The organism is Pediococcus parvulus (genome assembly GCF_007990205.1).
Taxonomy (GTDB): domain Bacteria; phylum Bacillota; class Bacilli; order Lactobacillales; family Lactobacillaceae; genus Pediococcus; species Pediococcus parvulus.
In genome coordinates this window covers 1-19,366 of the sequence record NZ_BJWE01000035.1, presented here as the reverse complement: position 1 = coordinate 19,366, position 19,366 = coordinate 1, and the positions used below count along the sequence as shown (strand labels likewise).

General features: G+C 39.4%; 15 protein-coding genes and 1 pseudogene. 7 read left to right on the top strand and 9 right to left on the bottom strand.

Translation table 11 applies throughout. From position 1 onward, the window contains the following. Positions 1-52: 52 nt before the first annotated feature. Positions 53-1,567, bottom strand: coding sequence for a gluconokinase (locus PPA04_RS07310; RefSeq protein WP_057784742.1), 1,515 nt, complete (start codon positions 1,565-1,567; stop codon positions 53-55). A gap of 158 nt (positions 1,568-1,725) precedes the next feature. Between PPA04_RS07310 and PPA04_RS07305 the strand changes: the two genes are divergently transcribed. Both PPA04_RS07305 and PPA04_RS07300 read left to right on the top strand, forming a co-directional pair. Next, complete coding sequence (locus tag PPA04_RS07305) at positions 1,726-2,370, top strand: NAD(P)-dependent oxidoreductase (RefSeq protein ID WP_057784741.1); 645 nt, start codon at positions 1,726-1,728, stop codon at positions 2,368-2,370. A gap of 34 nt (positions 2,371-2,404) precedes the next feature. Continuing rightward, positions 2,405-2,887, top strand: coding sequence for a nucleoside 2-deoxyribosyltransferase (locus tag PPA04_RS07300; RefSeq protein ID WP_057784740.1), 483 nt, complete (start codon positions 2,405-2,407; stop codon positions 2,885-2,887). 62 nt (positions 2,888-2,949) lie between these two features. Here the strand turns inward: PPA04_RS07300 and PPA04_RS07295 are convergent, their stop codons facing one another. Beyond that, on the bottom strand, positions 2,950-3,696 hold the full coding sequence (locus tag PPA04_RS07295) for an alpha/beta hydrolase (RefSeq protein ID WP_057784739.1): 747 nt from the start codon (positions 3,694-3,696) through the stop codon (positions 2,950-2,952). Between the two features lie 99 nt (positions 3,697-3,795). Then, positions 3,796-5,424 (bottom strand): ABC-F family ATP-binding cassette domain-containing protein, encoded by a 1,629-nt coding sequence (locus PPA04_RS07290; RefSeq protein ID WP_057784738.1) that lies wholly within the window; start codon positions 5,422-5,424, stop codon positions 3,796-3,798. Between the two features lie 237 nt (positions 5,425-5,661). Here PPA04_RS07290 and PPA04_RS07285 point away from each other — a divergent pair, with 237 nt between their 5' ends. Further along, on the top strand, positions 5,662-6,333 hold the full coding sequence (locus PPA04_RS07285) for a Crp/Fnr family transcriptional regulator (protein WP_057784737.1): 672 nt from the start codon (positions 5,662-5,664) through the stop codon (positions 6,331-6,333). Positions 6,334-6,471: 138 nt separating this feature from the next. Here PPA04_RS07285 and PPA04_RS07280 read toward each other — a convergent pair whose 3' ends face one another. Beyond that, a complete protein-coding gene (locus PPA04_RS07280; RefSeq protein WP_057784736.1) occupies positions 6,472-7,005 on the bottom strand; it encodes a ferritin-like domain-containing protein in 534 nt (177 codons plus the stop codon). A gap of 192 nt (positions 7,006-7,197) precedes the next feature. On the opposite strand from PPA04_RS07280, the gene PPA04_RS07275 reads away from it, so the two are divergent. Together PPA04_RS07275 and pepT are read left to right on the top strand one after the other, a co-directional pair. After that, a complete protein-coding gene (locus tag PPA04_RS07275; RefSeq protein ID WP_057784734.1) occupies positions 7,198-8,061 on the top strand; it encodes an ROK family protein in 864 nt (287 codons plus the stop codon). A 156-nt stretch (positions 8,062-8,217) separates the two neighbouring features. Beyond that, a complete protein-coding gene (gene pepT, locus PPA04_RS07270; RefSeq protein WP_057784732.1) occupies positions 8,218-9,462 on the top strand; it encodes a peptidase T in 1,245 nt (414 codons plus the stop codon). A gap of 280 nt (positions 9,463-9,742) precedes the next feature. On the opposite strand, the pseudogene PPA04_RS07265 reads toward pepT, so the two are convergent. The 5 genes and pseudogenes from PPA04_RS07265 to brnQ all read right to left on the bottom strand — a co-directional run bounded on the left by PPA04_RS07265 (position 9,743) and on the right by brnQ (position 15,452). Beyond that, positions 9,743-11,243, bottom strand: a pseudogene (locus tag PPA04_RS07265) (MFS transporter). Between the two features lie 420 nt (positions 11,244-11,663). Next, positions 11,664-12,311, bottom strand: coding sequence for a pyroglutamyl-peptidase I (gene pcp / locus PPA04_RS07260; RefSeq protein WP_057784731.1), 648 nt, complete (start codon positions 12,309-12,311; stop codon positions 11,664-11,666). 19 nt (positions 12,312-12,330) lie between these two features. Next, the gene (locus PPA04_RS07255; protein ID WP_057784729.1) at positions 12,331-13,254 is read right to left on the bottom strand and encodes a DUF979 domain-containing protein; all 924 of its coding nucleotides are present in this window, start codon (positions 13,252-13,254) and stop codon (positions 12,331-12,333) included. Next, a complete protein-coding gene (locus tag PPA04_RS07250; protein ID WP_057784727.1) occupies positions 13,247-13,924 on the bottom strand; it encodes a DUF969 domain-containing protein in 678 nt (225 codons plus the stop codon). Before PPA04_RS07250 ends, PPA04_RS07255 begins: the two co-directional genes overlap by 8 nt. Positions 13,925-14,063: 139 nt before the next feature. Beyond that, positions 14,064-15,452, bottom strand: a complete 1,389-nt coding sequence (gene brnQ / locus PPA04_RS07245; protein ID WP_057784725.1) for a branched-chain amino acid transport system II carrier protein — start codon at positions 15,450-15,452, stop codon at positions 14,064-14,066. Between the two features lie 473 nt (positions 15,453-15,925). Here brnQ and PPA04_RS07240 point away from each other — a divergent pair, with 473 nt between their 5' ends. Both PPA04_RS07240 and PPA04_RS07235 read left to right on the top strand, forming a co-directional pair. Further along, positions 15,926-18,193, top strand: coding sequence for an ATP-binding cassette domain-containing protein (locus tag PPA04_RS07240; protein WP_057784724.1), 2,268 nt, complete (start codon positions 15,926-15,928; stop codon positions 18,191-18,193). A gap of 200 nt (positions 18,194-18,393) precedes the next feature. Next, the gene (locus PPA04_RS07235; protein ID WP_229923047.1) at positions 18,394-19,065 is read left to right on the top strand and encodes a helix-turn-helix domain-containing protein; all 672 of its coding nucleotides are present in this window, start codon (positions 18,394-18,396) and stop codon (positions 19,063-19,065) included. Positions 19,066-19,366: the final 301 nt, after the last annotated feature.

The window sequence follows — 19,366 nt, the reverse complement described above, 5'->3', positions numbered from 1 at the left end:
GAACGTTTTCGTATCAGGCAACAAGATAAGTTTTTGTAGTTTCAACCTTTAGTTATTTAAAATATCTGCTCTGAAAATCAGCAATTTTATGGTATTCCGGTTCCAAAATTTCACTAATTTGTGCCCATAATTTCATCAAATCTTGATAACATTCGGCATTTTGGGGATTCGCTTGCCATTTTTGCTGATCAGTTGATGCCAACTCATTTAAGGCTAGTTTGGGGACAATTTCCAAACTGTGAAGCCCCATAATGGCCGCACCTAAAGCTGAACCCGCCGATTTTTTTGAAACTGTCACTGTTTGATTAAAACAATCCGCTAAGATTTGTACCCAGAACGCAGATTGAGAAAATCCACCAGTTGCTTTCACATTGGCAATCGGACCTGCTACCCGTTCAATCATTTGCGTGACTTCACACAAATTTAAAACGATCCCTTCCAATACAGCCCGAATCATGTCTGCTTGGGTGTGTTGGCGCGTCAGTCCAACGAAACTACCACGTGCATCCGCATTCCAAATTGGCGCCCGTTCACCACCTAAATAGGGCAAAAAAATTAAGCCATGGGCCCCAGGAACTGATTTTGCAGCTAACTTAATCAACTCAACGTAAGATGACTGCCTATCTTTTGTGAACCACTGCTCCTGTACCCACTGGAGAACAATCCCACCATTATTTACGGGACCACCCACAAGCCACTGATCTTTTCCAAGGACATAACAAAATAATTTTCCAGCCGGATCAAAAACCGGATGGTCAACGACTAATCGGACTGCGCCACTGGTTCCAATGCTAACTGCTAATTGACCAGAGTTAGTTGCACCAACCCCAAGGTTTGCGAGTGCCCCGTCACTACTGCCGATAATAAAGGGTACATCAGTATCAAGATTTAGCTGAGCAGCCATTGTTGCAGACATTCCAGAAAATTGGGTTTCTGTGCTCACCAATTTGGGCAATTGATTTGTAGTGATACCAGCAATTGCCAACGCCTGGGCATCCCAGGCCATCGTTTGAATATTAAACATTCCAGTAGCCGAAGCAAGTCCTTCATCTATCACGTAAGCTCCAAAAAGTTTAAAGAAAATATAGTCTTTAATACCAATAAACTTGGCAGTTTTGGCAAATAACTGCGGCCGTTCTTCACGAAACCACATAATTTTGGTCAGTGGGGTCATGGGATGGTTTGGCGTTCCCGTTTTAAAATACAAGGCTTGAGCAAGACCATTTTCGCGAAGTTCAGCACTTTGTTTTTCAGAACGGTTATCAGCCCACGTGATGACTTGGGTTAAAGGTTTGTCTTGGCCATCGATCAAAATCAAGCTGTGCATGGCTGCTGAAAAGGACACTCCTAAAACTTTCCAGGACTTTTGTTTAGCTATTTGCATCACCTTTTTAATACCAGTGACAACCGCCGCAAAAATCTGTTCTGGATTTTCTTGTGCGTAACTTGGTTGGTCTTGATGAAGTGGGTAACCATTATTCTGATTGGCTAAAACGGTCCCTTTTAGATCAAACAAAACAACTTTTGTACTTGTTGTGCCAATATCGACACCGATTATTGCTTGCATGGTGTTCTCCTAATTATATTAATTGCAAATCCGATCAAAAGTGGTTAAACTAATTGCTAACATTCGTGCCTCATTTGCTTTATAATTTTAATTGTAATCGAAATAGAAATTTATAACAGAAAAATCGTTGTAAATATTGAGAAAGGATCATAAAAAATATGAAAATTGGTATCATTGGCGCAACCGGTAAGTCCGGCTCAAAAATCGTGACTGAAGCACTGAATCGTGGTCATCAGGTCACGGCACTTGTTCGTAACAAAGATAAGGCAACAAAATTATTTGGTGGCACAGTAACCATTATTGCAAAAGATGCTTTTGACATCACTAAACAAGATTTAACTAATTTAGACGTTGTCATTGATGCCTTTTCCGTTCCATTAGGTAAACATCTTGCTTATCAACATATTGATCTGGCAGTCCATTTAGTGCATTTATTACGAGAAACGGAAACGCCACGCCTTGTTTTTATTCTTGGAGCAGGTAGTTTACAAACTGACGATGGTCTCTTACTGGATCAACTTAAAAAGATTCCTGACTCACAAGCTTGGATTGATACACCGGAATCACAAACTCATGAGTTAGATTTCTTAAGAACTGTGACAAACGTCAATTGGGTTGGTGTTTCTCCAGCGGCCAGTTTTCTCGATGGCCCTAAGACAGACTATGCTTTAGGAAAAGATCATGTTCTTTACGATGCCAATCAAAAATCTGAAGTTTCAACCGGAACAATGGCCGTTGCTATTTTAGACGAATTAGAAAACCCTAGTGTTCATCAAGCGCGCTTCACGATCCGCAACAAGTAGGCTTCTACATTAAACAACTTAAAGGAGAATTTTAATGCAACCAAAATCTGTTTATCTCGCCGGCCCATTCTTTAGTGATGGTCAAAACAATCGGGTAAAGACCGTTAAAAATCTTTTAAACAAGAACCAAACCATCAATTCTGACGCAATTTTTCTTCCAGGAAAAGATGAATATACGGACGCTGCCGCCGGGTCATTTGAATGGCAAATTGCCACTTTTAATGCGGATATTCGTCAAATTGATCAAGCCGATGTTGTTGTGGCGATCCTTGATTACGACCTTGAAAATGGCCAGCATGAAGCCGATGCCGGAACCATTTGGGAATGTGGTTACGCCTATGCCCAGCACAAACCCGTTTTCTTAGTTCGTTTTGATAAACAAACAGAAAATTCAATCAATTTAATGCTGGCAGGTAGTTATACAGCCATGTTCAATGGTGAAAAAGATATTGCCAACTTGGCTACTTATGATTTTTACAATTTGAAAAATAAATACGTCCATCTAGACGTCATTTAAAAACAGTTTCTTTTAAACCCATAAAAAAGAATCCCAGCAACGACAGGGATTCTTTTTGTTTCTCAATTTTTTAAAAAATCAGTCATTAATTGCAAAGCTTGTGGTCGCGCGGCTCCCTTGAATTGATGTGAGCCACCAACAACAATATGCAATTCACTATTTTCGTACACTTCTTGATAACGTTCTGATGCTTTTTTATCCACCACAGTATCCGCATCTCCATGAATTAAACAAACTGGACCCTTATACTGTTTGGCAACTTCATAAATAGGCATTGTCTGTGCCGTTCGCAGATAAAAGCCACCCACTATCTGTCCCTTTTGGGTTGGTAAAGCATCTGGAATATGATTCGGTTGGTACGTGACACCCTGCAGGTCACCTTTAAGCGCATCGTCCTTTAATGTCGCTGCAGGAGCCAACAGAACCAGCTTTGAAATATACTCCAGATAATTACCAGCAAGCATACTCGCCACAACACCGCCTTGAGAGTGTCCAATCAAAAAAATGTTTACAATATGGGGTAATTTCCTGGTAAACGTTAAAATTGCGTTGCCATCCGAAATTTCATTTAAAATCGTCATATCTTGAAAACGGCCGTCACTTTTGCCATGCCCATTAAAATCAAAACGGATTGTGGCAATCCCATCTTCATGTAATCTTTGTACTACTTGTGCTAACAGATCTGTCTTTCGATAACCTAAATCACCAGTAAAGCCATGCATCAGAATTGCAATATCATACTTATCTGTGCCTGGTGTTTCCAATAAGCCGCGTAAGATTAAACCATCTCGTTTAATTTCAACGTCCATAAAAAGACTTTCCTTCTATAATAAAATCAGACCTTTATTCAAGGTCATCTTAGCAGGATTGGCAATTTTTTTCAGCTTATTACCCTCGAAATGAACAGTTTATTTACTATATAATTCCTGGACCTTTTTTTGAATGTCGACATGCTCCATAAACTCGTCATAGCTAGTCTCAGAACGATCAACAACACCTTTGTCCGATACTTCAATGATGTGATCTGCAATTGTTTGAATAAACTGCCGGTCATGAGAAGTTAAAATCAATGAACCGCCAAAATTAATCAAGCCATCATTTAATGACGTAATAGATTCCAAGTCTAAATGATTCGTGGGATCATCCAATAATAAAACATTGGCCTTACTCAACATCATTTTAGAAAGCATGCAACGCACCTTTTCACCACCAGATAATTTGGTAACTGGCTTATTAACGTCCTCACCGGAAAATAACATTTTCCCTAAGAAGCCCCGTAAGAAAGTATTGTCACTTTCCTCTTTAGGTGCAAACTGGCGCAACCACTCTAGGATATCTAAGTTTTCATTTGAGAAGTAACTATTAATATCTCTTGGGATATAACTTCGAGTGGTCGTTTGTCCCCAAGTAACCGTTCCTTCATCTGACTCCAGTTCACCCGCAACAATTTGCAGTAAAGTGGTGGTTGCCAAATCATTTTGACTCAATAAAGCTGCTTTTTCACCTGGTTTGACAGTGAAGGTGATGTTATCCAGAATCTTCACACCATCAATTGATTTGGAAAGCTTATCAACGCGCAATAAATCATTTCCCAATTCACGTTCTGGTGTGAAACTAATGAATGGATATTTTCGAGTTGATGGTTGAATGTCATCCAAAGTGATTTTTTCAAGCTGTTTCTTTCGAGAAGTTGCTTGTTTAGACTTCGAGGCATTCGCGCTGAAACGAGCCACGAATTCTTGCAGTTCTTTCATCTTTTCTTCTTTTTTGGCATTTGCATTTTCTTTAAGTTTGGCAGCTAATTGACTGGATTCCATCCAAAAATCATAATTACCTACGTAAAGCTGAATTTTACCGAAATCTACGTCACACATCATGGTACAAACGGCATTTAGAAAATGGCGGTCATGAGATACCACGATAACTGTGTTCCGGAAATCACCCAAAAAATCTTCCAACCATGAAATTGATTGGGCATCAAGTCCATTGGTTGGTTCATCTAAGACCAAAATATCAGGATCACCAAACAAAGCTTGTCCCAACAATACTTTAACTTTTTGGCTTTCAGTTAGTTCGCTCATTTTTTGAGCTTGCATTGTTTCATCAATACCGAGTTGTTGTAAAAGTTGTGCCGCGTCAGACTCTGCATTCCAGCCGTCCATTTCGGCAAACTCACCTTCGAGTTCGGCTGCTTTAATCCCATCAGCATCGGTAAAGTCCTCTTTGGCATACAAAGCATCCTTTTCCTTCATAATGGCATACAACTTTTTATGACCCATAATCACAGTATCCAAAACTTTTTCAGTTTCAAACACATAATGATCCTGATTCAAACTTGACATCCGTTCATTAGGTGAAATTGAAATATGACCCTTTGTTGGTTGGAGTTTGCCTTCAAGTATTTTTAAGAAGGTTGATTTGCCGGCTCCATTGGCACCAATAATGCCGTAGCAATTTCCAGGCGTAAACTTTAAATTGACATCTTCATAGAGTTTGCGGTCAGAAAATTGCATACTCATATCGGTAACTGTTATCATTTAATATCCTCACTATTCTTGATAAATCCCCTTAAATCGAGTTTCAGATCTAATCCACAATTCTTAAAATGTATCACAATTTACTAAGCAAACGCAAGCCATTCGGGCCAAATAACGCCTAAAATAAGATAACTTTTTAATAATCTCTTTATGTTATTTGAATTCGTTTTCTTTCCGCAATTGCTTTTTCATGCTATTCTTTAGGTAATTAAATTCGAAAGCAAGTGAGGTTACATCATGCAACGTTCAGAACACGACTGTATAAAACTAGTTCCGCTGTTTAAACACTTACCAGATGGTGATGTTGATAAAATCGAATCCATTATCATGCACAAACATTACGAGGCTGGCGAATCTCTATTTCTCGATGGCGACAAACTGAACACACTCATGATTGTCGCTAATGGCCAGGTCAAAGTTTCAAAAATTTCCGCCAATGGTCGTGAACAGCTTCTGTATTTGTTACAATCTGGTGATTTTGATGGTGAAGGGGCCCTTTTTCAAGAAATGACACGCAGTTCTTCGGGTGTTGCGTTGATCCCGACGCAAGTTTGTCAGATTAGCCGTAACAATTTTCAAAAGTTACTCAGCCAATCACCAAGTATCAGCATGAATCTGATTAACGAATTTGGTCAACGGATTTCATCCCTTGAAAAACGCACGACCGAAGCTTCGACAGAAAGTGTTGAAGCTCGTATTGGCAATTATCTGGTTGAAACCGGGGCAAGTTTGGAAAAAGATACCTTTAAGTTACCCATCAAAAAAAAGGATCTTGCGATTTATCTCGGCACCACGCCAGAAACCGTTAGTCGGAAACTAACAGAGTTCGAACGAAAGGGCTGGATTACACAAGGTCCTCAAAAACGGATTAAATTGATTGATAAGGATGCGCTGGTCTTGTTGGATTAAAGGTTACTATTCCTTTGTAGCCGAAATGTGTTAAAGAGAGCAACTTCCTCCGCTTAGCTACGATAGTCAAACGATTCCAAGTGCGAATCATTTAACTATCTAGGCTAATGCTCAGAAGCTACCGCTCTCTTGAACACTCTATTCTTCCTCCAGTCCATCGCCAGCATTATTGCCGACTAACGCCTGAAGCACACGAATCGCATGATTATCATCCCCACGCAATTTTTCCATATAATTACGCAATGCGGGACGCTCTTCTTTTTCCGCTAACTTAATGGCACGATCCACAAACAAATTTTGCGTCACATAATCCTGAACCGCCTCACTCACCATCTCATCAGCCGTAAAATACTTGTTCTTACCATTTTCACCAATCATCGAATACTCACTGTATTCCGCGGTTGTTGAAGATGGTTTTTCATTTTCATCTAAAAGTAGTTCCCCAACTTCATCATAGTGGGTTCGGTTTTCTCGAATCAAATGCTTCAACACATGTTGAATTGCTGGTGCGCTCAATCCCTTTACGTACCAAGTCACCTGATGTAATTTCGCATCAAGCACCGTGAAATTGGAAACAATATGATTCACCATTGCCCCTGCTGTGGGCACATGATGATCGATTTCGGATTGTTTCTGTTCTGCTGCAAATAATTCTTCTGGAGTTTTTGACATTTTTGGTTCCCCCTAATTTCTTAATATGCTTATATTCTATCGAGTAACTGCTGACGTTAAATTGATTAGGATCAAGTTTTAAAAAATTTCTAGTTCTTAACTACTTATTCTTTCGACCCGTTTTTCTTATGCTATAATCATGGTAGCGATTACAACAACTGTAATCATATTTAGCATAGGATGAATTTTTTTATGAAATTAGGTGCAATTGAAGCTGGTGGAACCAAATTTGTATGTGCTGTTAGCGATGAAAATATTACTATTGAAGATCGGACACAATTTCCAACCACAACCCCTGAAGAAACAATGGCGCAGGTGTTTACATATTTTGAGCAACATCCCGTGGACGCAATTGGAATCGGTTCGTTTGGCCCTGTTTCTTTAAATGAAGAAGCCGATAATTATGGTTTTATTACCAATACGCCCAAACTAGCTTGGAAAAACTATGACTTTTTAGGTGCCATGAAGGCTCATTTTGATATTCCATTTTATTTCACTACAGACGTCAACGTGGCGGCTTACGGTGAATACAAGGCTGGCGCAGGTCGGGGCAAACAAAACATTTTGTACTGGACTGTCGGAACCGGCGTGGGTGCCAGTTATCTTCAAAATGGTGGATTTCTACAAGGCTACAGCCACCCTGAAATGGGTCACATCTTGTTGAGACACGATCCTCGTGATCATGGTTTTGAAGGCGTTTGTCCTTATCATGGTGATTGTTTTGAAGGTTTAGCTGCCGGACCATCCATTGAAAAACAGTTTGGTAAAAAAGGAAATGAAATTGATCCGAGTGACGAATTCTGGGAAATTGAAGCTAACTATATTGCACAAGCTTGCGTCAATGCCACTTTGATCTTACGCCCAGATATCATTATCTTTGGCGGCGGAGTTATGAAACAAAGCCAGCTCTTCCCTCAAATTCAAAAAGAATTTGTCAAACAACTAGCAGACTATGTAGATTTCCCTGAAATTTCAAATTACATTGTCCATGTTGAATTGGGCGATGACGCCGGAATTACTGGTGCATTGATGTTGGCTAAAAAGGCCACTGAATAAAATTAAAACCAAGTTTAGTTGGATAGCGAGTCATCCTTAACGGACTTTCCGTAATTGATGGCCGCTATTTTTAGTTGGTCAAAAACCACTCTGCTTCCCCTCTCTGCGTAAGTAAGCTAAAATACACTTAACAAAACAAAATTAGGAGTGATTAATTTGGCAAAATACGAAACATTATTACCTCGATTTTTAAAATATGTAAAAGTAAACACACGCTCTAACCCAGATTCAAAAACAGTTCCCACTGATCCTAAGGAAGTAGCCTTCTTAAAAACACTTGCTCAAGAGCTTACCAATCTTGGTTTACAAGACGTGCATACCCAAGCACAAAGTGGCTATGTCGTAGCTACTTTACCTGCTAATGATGGCGGCAATACTCCTGTATTTGGTTACATTGCCCACATTGATACCGCCGACTTCAACGCGGAAAACATTGATCCTCAAATTCATGAGAATTACGATGGTGAATCTGATATTCAATTAAGTAAAGATGGCAAATGGGTGCTTAAAACTTCTGCATTCCCTGCGTTACACAATTACAAGGGTCAAACCTTAATCACAACAGATGGCACAACTTTGCTTGGTTCTGACGATAAATCTGGTGCAGCTGAAATCATGACAGCAATGGAATATTACATTAACCATCCTGAAGTAAAACACGGTGAAATTCGCGTCGGCTTTGCCCCTGATGAAGAGACAGGAACCGGTGCTGATCATTTTGATGCAAAAGACTTTAACACCAAATATGCTTACACTGTTGATGGCGGTCCGCTGGGTGAATTGGAATATGAAACATTCAATGCTGCACAGACAACTGTCGAAATTCAAGGTAATGAAGTGCATACGGCAACGGCCAAAGGTGTCATGGTTAATGCCCTTCAAGTGGGAATTGATTATCATAACCTCGTTCCAGCTGGTGATCGTCCTGAATTAACTGATGGCCGTCAAGGATTTTTCCACTTATTTAAGATGGAAGGCACTCCTGATCATGCTAAACTAGTTTATATTATTCGAGATCATGACCGCAAAGTATTTGAACAACGGAAACAAGAACTACAAAACATTGCAGATAAACTAAATGCAGACTTTGGTGAAGAACGCGTAACTGTTGAAACCCATGACCAGTATTACAACATGCGCGAAATTCTCGAAAAAGATATGACACCCATTGAAATCGCAAAAACTGCCATGGAAAATTTGGATATTACCCCTGTAATTTATCCCGTTCGTGGCGGTACAGATGGTTCAAAAATTTCATTTATGGGTATTCCTACACCCAACTTATTCGCAGGTGGCGAAAATATGCACAGTCGTTATGAATTTGTTTCGGCTCAAACCATGGAAAAAGCAGTTGATTTGATTTTAGAAATCAACAAGCTAAATAGTGAACAAAGTAACTAATTTTTCATATAGAAACTAAAAACGTTATTCGGTTACCTGTTTTAAAAACAGATGGTGAATAACGTTTTTTTTGATAACTTTTTTTCATTTACATCAATTGTGCTAGAAAAAATTCATCAGTTCAACAAAATAAAGATCCGAAAAGGGATAGATTTTCCTTTCAGATCCTTATTTTGCATAAACAGGTTAGTTTTGTTTTTTTAGCATCAAGTTATTGACTCATAACGGCGTAATTAATAACTTTCAAACTTGAATATGTTAAAACGACTATTGAGGTACTCTACCTAATAATTTCTTTGGTGTTGTCAAATAAATTGAGAACTATGAGGATTACAAATAGTAATATAGCTATCATAAAAACGGAATGAAAACCGTTAAGCAGAACTGAATTAATTGCGTTTTGCAATGAATGACCATTCCTAAAGGGAGTATTTGAACTGATAGCGTTATTTAATTTACTAATTGTTAGCGACTTATTCGCTTTAACTCCCTGGTTTAAAGCGAAGTTAAAGACTAATCCGAAAATACCTGTCATGACGGTTTGTCCCAATGTTCGCCCAAGTGTGAGCATTGAGGATGCAGTCCCAATATTTCCCTTTGGCACAAGTTCTTGTGCTACAACGGTATTCATGGTAATGATAATACCAAGACCGGCACCAGTTATATCGGCAATAACATAAAACATCATTATTGGGAAATTTGTTCCTGCAAAAACTAAAGGTACGTAAAATGCCGTTTGAATTACAACTATAGGCAATACTATATACTTCGGAGTAAATCGTTTTAAGAGGCCACCTACAAAAAATGAAGTTATCAACCATAAAACAGGACTGGGTGTAATAGCCAGACCAGCTATTGAAGCCGATACATGGTAAATTGACTGTAACCGCATCGGAAAATACACTTGAAACCCAATCTGCACACCAGAAAGCAGTAAGGCTGTTGTTATCTGAATTGAAAAGGTTCGATTACTAAATAATTTTAATGGGATTAATGGATCTTCTGCACGTCGTTCGACCATTATGAAGAATACCAGAGCTGCAGCAAAAGTAATAAACGGTATCAACCAGAACATGAACGAGGTACTTTGCTTGCTAAGATTTTGTAAGCCAAGGAGAAGTCCAATTAAACTTGCCGAGAGTAAAACTATCCCTGGATAATCAATCTTAATCTTTTTCGCATTAAATGAGGATTCATGGTAACCAAATACGATTAATCCTAAAACAAGGATACCAAGAGGCACATTAATAAAAAATACCCAATGCCAATTAAGTTTGTCCACTATAAATCCACCAATAAGTGGCCCAGCAAGTGCTGAAATACCCCATGCTGTATTATTTCATTGCCATAATGTTGGAACGTCTTTCAAAACTAAAAACGTCAGCGATGATTGTAAATGTTATTGGCATTATTGCACCCGCGCCGATACCCTGAATTGCGCGCGAAACAATTAGAACAATAATGTTAGGCGAAAATCCACAGGCAATTGAACCAATCAGAAAAGTTACCAAGCCAAAAATAAATATTGGCTTTCTTCCCAGTTGGTCTGCCAATTTTCCATAGATGGGAGTTGTAACAGCGGTAGTAAGCAAGTACATTGCAAATACCCAACTTTCTTGAGTAATACCATGTAGTTCACTCACAATAGTTGGTAACGCCGTAGTGATGATTGTCGTCTCCACTGAACTCATGAACGTTGCAATAAAAATTGCAGCCAGAGTAAGAGTTATATTACTTTTTTTACTTTTTTCCAAATGTATACCTCCATTATTTTTTTGCATTTTCGCGTAGCTAAATATTTATTTCAGCAACAAAAGATGGAAGTGCACGATTTCTATTATATAGCTAATCATTAATTTCTTGCAAAAATTTGTTTAGTGAATCCTTAAAAAATGAGCTTTTTTCATTCACTTTTTTAGGATGATTATTAATATCAATAAGTGAACCATAAGCATTGTTCCCGCTGCTTTCCGCTGAGCTCTAGGACCGCTCGGCAAAACAAAAGGCAGAATATAAGCACGATTCCTGCGGGATTGCGATCCCGCCTACGTCGCCATCCGCGCCTGCTATTTTCCACTGAGCTCTAGGACCGCTCGGCAAAACAAAAGGCAGAATATAAGCACGATTCCTGCGGGATTGCGATCCCGTCTCCATCGTGCTTATATTCTGCCTTTTACCGTTTTGCCTCGCGCACTTTCACTTTATGCCACGTGGCCCTCCACCGTCTCAATATCAGCCTTGCCATCACGCTCCACAATGGCTGCAATTGCCGCCGTTATTCCCTTCACATCATCTGTCAAACTCAATGAAGGCGTATTTGGCCTGCTTGTCACCTGCTCCGGTAAAAACGGAATATGCATAAATCCAGCCTTCAATTCCTGAAACTCCTTATCAATCATATACTGTACCTGGTACATAATATGATTACATACATACGTTCCAGCCGTTGTCGACACACTACTTGGCAAACCTGCCACCCTAATCGCCCTAGCCATCGCCTTCACCGGCAATTGCGTAAAATACGCATTTTGACCATCTTCATGAACCGGCGTTCCTAGTGGCTGATAGCCCGCATTATCCTTAATCCGTCCATCATCAAAATTAATTGCTACCCGTTCTGGCGTCAATCCAAAACGACCGCCAGCTTGGCCAATACTCAAAACATAATCTGGTTTTTCCTTTAAAATAGCCGCATGCGTCACATCTGCACACTTGCCAAAAATTGTGGGGATTTCAATTTTCACAATCTGCGCACCTTTAATTTCATCTGGCAAACGTTTCACAGCTTCAATCGCCGGATTAATTTTGTCGTCACCAAACGGATCGAACCCAGTCACAAGAATTTTCATTTTTATATCCTCCTTAAATTTAAAATGCTAACACATACATCAATAAAATCTGAATAATTAACATAGGAATTGCAATTGGTGCCTGCTGTTTAATGACACCCAGCGGATCCTTCATTTCCATTAACGCCACCGGCAACGTATTGAAGTTTGCAGCCATTGGCGTCATCAACGTCCCACAATAACCAGACGTCATTCCGAGTGCCGCCACAACCACTGCTGATCCACCTTGCGCAACCACGAATGGAATCCCAATTCCAGCCGTGATAACTGCGAATGCCGCAAACGCATTACCCATAATAATCGTAAACACAGCCATTGCCACACAATACAGGACAACGCCCAGCATATGATTGCCAACCGGAAAAACACTGGAAATCGCATGTGCCGTCACGTTACCTACGCCAGAAGCTGTGAAAACCACTCCTAATGTAGCTAATAACTGCGGCAAAACTCCGGCCGAGCCAACCGAACGTACCATGCGTTGCGTATCGTCAAAAACGGCTTTTCCACTTGATTTGGTCAAAACAACCGCCACAATTAATGAAAGAATTGCTGCAGCGCCGATTCCAACCTGTCCGCCAAACGGTGTGAATTGGGCTACCAAAATAGCAGTCACAGCCAAGATAATGCTTGGCAGGAAAATCCACCCCTTTAATCGCAAGGCCGCAGATTCAGCTGTTTTAACATTAATTTCTTTGATATGGCCCACCTTGACCTGTTTTAAAAGAGACAGTAAGCCGATCACCAATAAAAATGCGCCCACTAATGCATTAGGAAGCCATTGACCTAGGGCAAAAATAACTGCAAACAAAGTCCAAAACAATCCAGTTCCATAACGAGTCGAATTCGTTTTGTCTCGAAACGATTCGATTGCAGCAATTAAAAAACCAACTCCAATTAACATGTATAGGAACGTTAAAATATTATTGATTAAACTAGTCATGGTCAACACGTCCCTTCTTTGTAAACTGGCGATCAAATAAGCGATTATATACAAATACTAGGACTAATGTAATCACGGCAACTGGAATGGAATATAAAACAATTCCCGTCGGATCGACTTTATACCCTAAAGATTTCATGGTGCTCGCCATCAATAACACACCACCAGATGCAACAAACAAGTTTTGCGCAAAGAAATTTCCAAAGTTTTCTGTAGCCGCCGATCGTGCTTTAATTCGATCGACATCTTTTGGTGTGAGTTTTGCTTCAACACTCGCTGCTGCTTGCGCCATTGGATTAATCAAAGGCCGGATAAACTGGACCTGCCCTTGTAAGGTAATTCCAAAAACACAGGCTAATTCTCTAATTAATAAATAGATATCAAAAATTCGCCCGGGGGTTAAGTTTTGTAGACGATGAATCAAATTTACGGCAGATGCCTTTAAGCCATTGCGTTCGATAACGCCAATCATTGGCAAAGTTAAAAAAAATAAGGACACCATCCGATTGTCTAAAAATCCTTGCCCTAAAATCGCTAAAAATTTTGTAAAATCGATTCCGGATGCTAATGCGGTGGCCAGTGCCGAAATCAAAACGACCGCCACAGTGTCTAATTTGAATGCAAATCCCAGTATAATAACTAATACACCAATTAAACGTATGTATTCCATTCGCTTGTCCTCCATTTCATTTATTGAATGATTCTAATTTTGTTATCATAAATTTAGCATGAAAACCCATTCAGAGCAAATCAGATAATCAAAAAAACAAGCTGCCCTTAAGCAACTTGCCTCACAAAATCATTCAGTTCTACGACCAATCCGATTCGCTAACAGATGATTCGCTGTTTGCGCGGATGCGTTGAACGATATAAATTCCGATACCAATCACAAATCCAATGATGGCAGGGGTTAGCCACGCAAACCCTTGGGAGAAGAATGGCACATATTTACTTTCAAAACTAGTTAAGCTTTCCACAAAAGCTGATTTGGCAATAAACGCAGGAGCTGCATTTAATCCATCGACGATTGCTGGGACGATGGTAAAAATCGTTGTGCAAATGTAAACCACTCTCGCACGATGGAATAGTGGGGATGCCAGCGAAAGCAAAATCAATGTGATACATAGTGGATAGATAAACATTAGGAAAGGTACCGCCGCATTAATAATAGTTTCAAAGCCAAAGTTAGAAACTACAAATGAAATTGCTGAAACGATAATCACATATGTTTTATACCCGAATTTAGGAAACATACTACTGAAGGCAGTCGCAAACGAGGTGGTTACCCCAACAGCCGTAGTCATACACGTGATGGTTGCCATGATTGCCAAGATGTAAACACCGGCATTTCCAAAGAAGTACTGGGTAATTTGACCAAGAGCAATCCCACCGTCATTCGCAATTTTCAAATGGCCAAGACTTGTTGCCCCAATGTAAGCTAATCCGGCATAAATTAAGGCCATCGCACTTGCAGCAATGATTCCCGCTTTGACAGTTAAATTAGCCACTGTTGATTCTTTTTTCACACCCAAAGCCTTAATTGCCGTGATCACAACAATTCCAAATTCAACAGATGCCAAGGCATCCATCGTTTGATAGCCTTGAATAATTCCGTTGGTCATGGAACCATTACGCCAAGCACCGGTGACAGCTTGCCCTGCTGTCGTGCCCATAGGTTTGAAAATTGCAACGGCAATCAAGATAACAACCATAATAATGAAAGCCGGGTTTAAATAACGGCCAACATAGTCCACAACTTTATGCCGATTAATTGAAAAAAGGACAACTCCGGTGAAGAAAAAAGCGGAGTAGATGAAAAGCCAGATTGGTGCGGTAGCAGCACTCACATGCGTGGCAATTCCAAATTCAAACGGCACTGTGGCTGTTCGTGGCGTGGCGAATGCTGGACCGATGGCAATATACAAAATTACCGTGAAGATTAAAGCGTACGTTTTACCAATTGGTTGAGCCAGTTCGTATACACCGTGGGTTCTGGTAATTGCAATTGCGGCAACACCTAGTAAAGGTAAAATTGTGCCTGTAATGATAAAACCAATAATTGAACTGATAAATGCTGAACCAGATTGTTGACCAATTTGCACTGGAAATGTTAAGTTGCTTGCACCAAAGTACATTTCAAAAAGCATTGAAGCCACCACAATTAATTCTTTCCATGTAAATTTACGTGTTTGTTCCATTTATAAAACCTTCCTTTCTGTTTCTGCATTTTCTTATTTAAATCAAAATTCTATGAGAAATAAAAAACGTCCCTCGGATTAATTAATCCAAAGGACGTTTACACGTGTTACCACCTTAATTTACAAGCTTTTCACAAAACTTGTCTTGCCATGTACGCCGTATTTTTCATCAAAAACACTTGATACATTGGCACTATATTGGGTGCAACCATAATCATCTTAGCGACGATTCCACTCATTTTCATCTTTTTAAACTAGGAAATATGTTTTTTCAGCGCCAAACACTTTCTAAAAATTCGCTAGCCTATACCCTAGTGGCCGTTTTTGATCCATTATCAATGGCTTTTTAAATTAGGGCCTAGTACTTTTGGAATGGAGATACTTTCCAACACCAAAAATTCTAGACCCGATTATTTTTGTTAAACGAGATTTCTATATATAATGGAATTATAAATTTACTGTTGGAGGTTTTTATGACTGATTTATTTGCAGATGGGACTATCTCTATCCATGGAGCTCAAGAAAATAACTTAAAGGATGTCAGTTTAGATATTCCTAAGCATAAAACGACTGTATTTGCTGGTCTTTCTGGGTCTGGTAAATCCTCTTTAGTTTTTGATACATTAGCCGCTGTTTCCCGACGTGAATTGAATGAAACTTTTCCTAGTTTCACCCAACAATATTTGCCTAAATACGGTCAACCTGAAGTGAACCGAATTGACAACTTACCAGTGGCAATTGTGGTTGAACAGAAGCCTATTGGTCGTAATTCTCGATCTACTCTGGCAACCTACACCGGCATCTATTCCGTCTTACGTTTGATGTTTTCTCGAATTGGACAGCCTTGGGTTGGGTATTCTGAATGGTTTTCCTTTAACCTACCTCAGGGAATGTGTCCAAAATGTCAGGGATTAGGCTTTGTTGACGACATAGATGAACGTCAATTAATTGATCCTAATAAATCACTCAATGAAGGTGCAATGACTTTTGCCGGTTTTCAACCGGGAACTTGGCGTTGGAAGGAATATGGCAACAGTGGATTATTTGATTTAGACAAAAAAATTAAAGACTACACCGATGAAGAATATGATTTATTCATGCACGCTCCGCAACAAAAATTAAAAAATCCACCGGCAAATTGGGGCCGTACGGCATTATATGAAGGACTAGTTCCACGTATGCTTCGCTCTGTTATTCATAGTGCCTCAGGTCGTCATCATGAAGCTGCCTTATCAAAGATTGTCACTCGAAAACCTTGCCCAGTATGTCATGGAACACGTCTGAACAAAAAGGCTCTAACTGGTAAAATTGCTGGCAAAAATATTGCAGAAGTCAGCGATATGGATTTAGTAAGTGTCCTAAAATTTTTGGATAATATCTCGGACCCCAAGGCTAAAACAATGGTGCGTGAACTACATAGTAAAATTCAAGCTTTGGTCGACATCGGTTTAGGTTATCTTTCCCTTGGCCGTGGAACTGATACTCTATCTGGTGGAGAAGCTCAACGAATTAAAATTGCCAAATATTTGACGAGTTCCCTATCCGATTTAGTTTACGTACTCGATGAACCAAGTGTAGGACTCCATCCTCACGATATTAAATTAATTACCCAATCCTTAAAAAAGCTCAAGGAACATGGCAATACCATTATCCTAGTTGATCACAACCCTGCCATTATTTCGACAGCAGATTATGTCGTGGAAATGGGACCACAAGCCGGCAAAAATGGTGGTCAAGTAACTTTCACTGGTACCTACGACGAACTATTACGGTCAGATACGATTACAGGTAAAATGCTACGAGAAAAAATCACTTTCCCAAAGCCTCGTGAACCTCAATCTTGGCTAAATGTTAATCATGTAACTTCTCATAATTTAAAAGACGTATCTACCAGAATCCCTCAAGGTGTAATGACCGTGATATCTGGACCAGCAGGTTCTGGAAAAAGTACTTTAGTCCAAGCTTTCCAACAACAAGTTTCTGATCAAGACTATATTGATTTGAGTCAGGATTCTGTAGGTTTGAATATTCGTTCTACACCTGCAACTTACTTGAACATTTTAAATCCTCTACGAAAGCTTTTCAGTAAAGCCAACAATGGCGTTTCAACACAACTATTTAGTTATAACGGTAAAGGTGCTTGTCCCCGTTGCAAAGGTAAAGGTGTAATGATCACCGAGATGGCATTCATGGATCCAATCGTTCAAGAATGTGAGTTGTGTCATGGGAAACGTTATAGCCAAGAAGCACTACAATACACTTATCATGGCAAAGATATTTCTGAGGTTCTAAATCTTTCTATCAACGACACTTTAGAGTTTTTCAAAGATGTGCCAGATATCTACAAAAAGGTTAGTCTACTCCACCAAGTTGGACTTGGTTATTTGAATCTTAGCCAGTCGATGACCACTTTATCTGGTGGTGAAGTGCAACGTGTTAAGTTAGCAATGGAATTGAATCATACCGGCCGAATCTATTTCTTAGATGAACCAACAACCGGATTGCACTTACAGGATACTCAACAATTGATCGATTTATTTGAAGGATTGGTTGATAAGGGCAATACATTAATTCTGATTGAACATAATCTGAAATTAATTTCACGAGCCGATTGGTTAGTCGATATGGGACCCGATGCTGGTAAATTCGGCGGTCAAGTTTGTTTTGAAGGTCATCCAAAAGATAGCCTAAACGATAAAAACTCTCGGACTGGTGCTGCATTAGCAGCTATAATTTCTTAAAAGATTCACGAAACAGAATTTGAAAATAACACCAGAGAAAAAATATTTTCAAGCTACTAATAAACACATCAAATTAAGCTCAATTGGCGTTAAAAGCCAATTTTTTCTCGATTAAGATCGAATAATCATGAATGTAACATGGTAATTGCGTTACATTCATGAGATTTCTGCTATCTTAAAAGTTAAGGAGGACTATTAAATTGCAATTTGCTAATGTGTTACGAAAAAGAAGAAAAGAACTGCACTTAACCCAACAACAATTGGCTGATAAATTACATGTGACACGTCAAACGCTATCACGCTGGGAAAACAATTTAAGTTATCCAAATTTAGACACATTAGTAAATTTAAGTGAATTTTTAGCTGTTCCTCTAGATATTTTACTTAAAGGTGATGGAAATTTGATGGTTAACAAAATTAGTCAGGACGTACGAGACAAAGACAAGTATAAACGCTATTTGATGATTGTTTCAGCGATCTTTATTCTTATATTTTTATGGTTAAGTGTATTAGGATACGGACGTGCTAGCCAAAATGAATGGATTGATCGTTTCAATCCTTTTTTAAGAGTTCAATATGGTTATGCGGTACTCCCTAATCAGGTCCCAGAGAAGAGAAAAAAGACAACTATCATTGATAGTGATGGTAAAAATAAACATGTTGCTGCTGTTAAAACCCCGCAGCGAGTTGATGCGTTTGTAGCTGATGATCCTTTTGGGAGTGGTAGTTGGCTAAAGTTTTATACCGGACAATATAGTTCTAAACAGCACTGGGCACTTGTTGCTCATAAAGGATCCTATGTTGCAAATATTCGTCTGGTCTCTCGTGCGCAGATCCCCCTAATGATGCGTGAACAAGCTGGTAATCATTAAGTGGCTTACGATACTCATGAAGAAAGACGGATTACTAAACGATTTCCGTGGTGGCCGTTCAATTAAGAAAATTAGTATTGATTAGTCACATTAAAACTGCTAAAAAAGCTGATTAAAAATAGTCGAAAGTCAGTTATAGTCATGCTATAATGTGAGTAAGAAAAAGGAAGCCCTGCTGGAACAGGACTTCCCGTGTAGAGCCGCTTAAGACGGTGACAAAGTTTAATAATAGATTAAATAATCCGTTAGCCTGAAGTGAACCCTTAAAATTGGACAAATTGTTAAGCTGCTTTTTGAACAG

Coding starts and splice junctions, on each gene's coding strand:
- PPA04_RS07310 (WP_057784742.1), bottom strand. CDS start 1,567: ATGCAAGCAATAATCGGTGTCGATATTGGCACAACAAGTACAAAAGTT.
- PPA04_RS07305 (WP_057784741.1), top strand. CDS start 1,726: ATGAAAATTGGTATCATTGGCGCAACCGGTAAGTCCGGCTCAAAAATC.
- PPA04_RS07300 (WP_057784740.1), top strand. CDS start 2,405: ATGCAACCAAAATCTGTTTATCTCGCCGGCCCATTCTTTAGTGATGGT.
- PPA04_RS07295 (WP_057784739.1), bottom strand. CDS start 3,696: ATGGACGTTGAAATTAAACGAGATGGTTTAATCTTACGCGGCTTATTG.
- PPA04_RS07290 (WP_057784738.1), bottom strand. CDS start 5,424: ATGATAACAGTTACCGATATGAGTATGCAATTTTCTGACCGCAAACTC.
- PPA04_RS07285 (WP_057784737.1), top strand. CDS start 5,662: ATGCAACGTTCAGAACACGACTGTATAAAACTAGTTCCGCTGTTTAAA.
- PPA04_RS07280 (WP_057784736.1), bottom strand. CDS start 7,005: ATGTCAAAAACTCCAGAAGAATTATTTGCAGCAGAACAGAAACAATCC.
- PPA04_RS07275 (WP_057784734.1), top strand. CDS start 7,198: ATGAAATTAGGTGCAATTGAAGCTGGTGGAACCAAATTTGTATGTGCT.
- pcp (WP_057784731.1), bottom strand. CDS start 12,311: ATGAAAATTCTTGTGACTGGGTTCGATCCGTTTGGTGACGACAAAATT.
- PPA04_RS07255 (WP_057784729.1), bottom strand. CDS start 13,254: ATGACTAGTTTAATCAATAATATTTTAACGTTCCTATACATGTTAATT.
- PPA04_RS07250 (WP_057784727.1), bottom strand. CDS start 13,924: ATGGAATACATACGTTTAATTGGTGTATTAGTTATTATACTGGGATTT.
- brnQ (WP_057784725.1), bottom strand. CDS start 15,452: ATGGAACAAACACGTAAATTTACATGGAAAGAATTAATTGTGGTGGCT.
- PPA04_RS07240 (WP_057784724.1), top strand. CDS start 15,926: ATGACTGATTTATTTGCAGATGGGACTATCTCTATCCATGGAGCTCAA.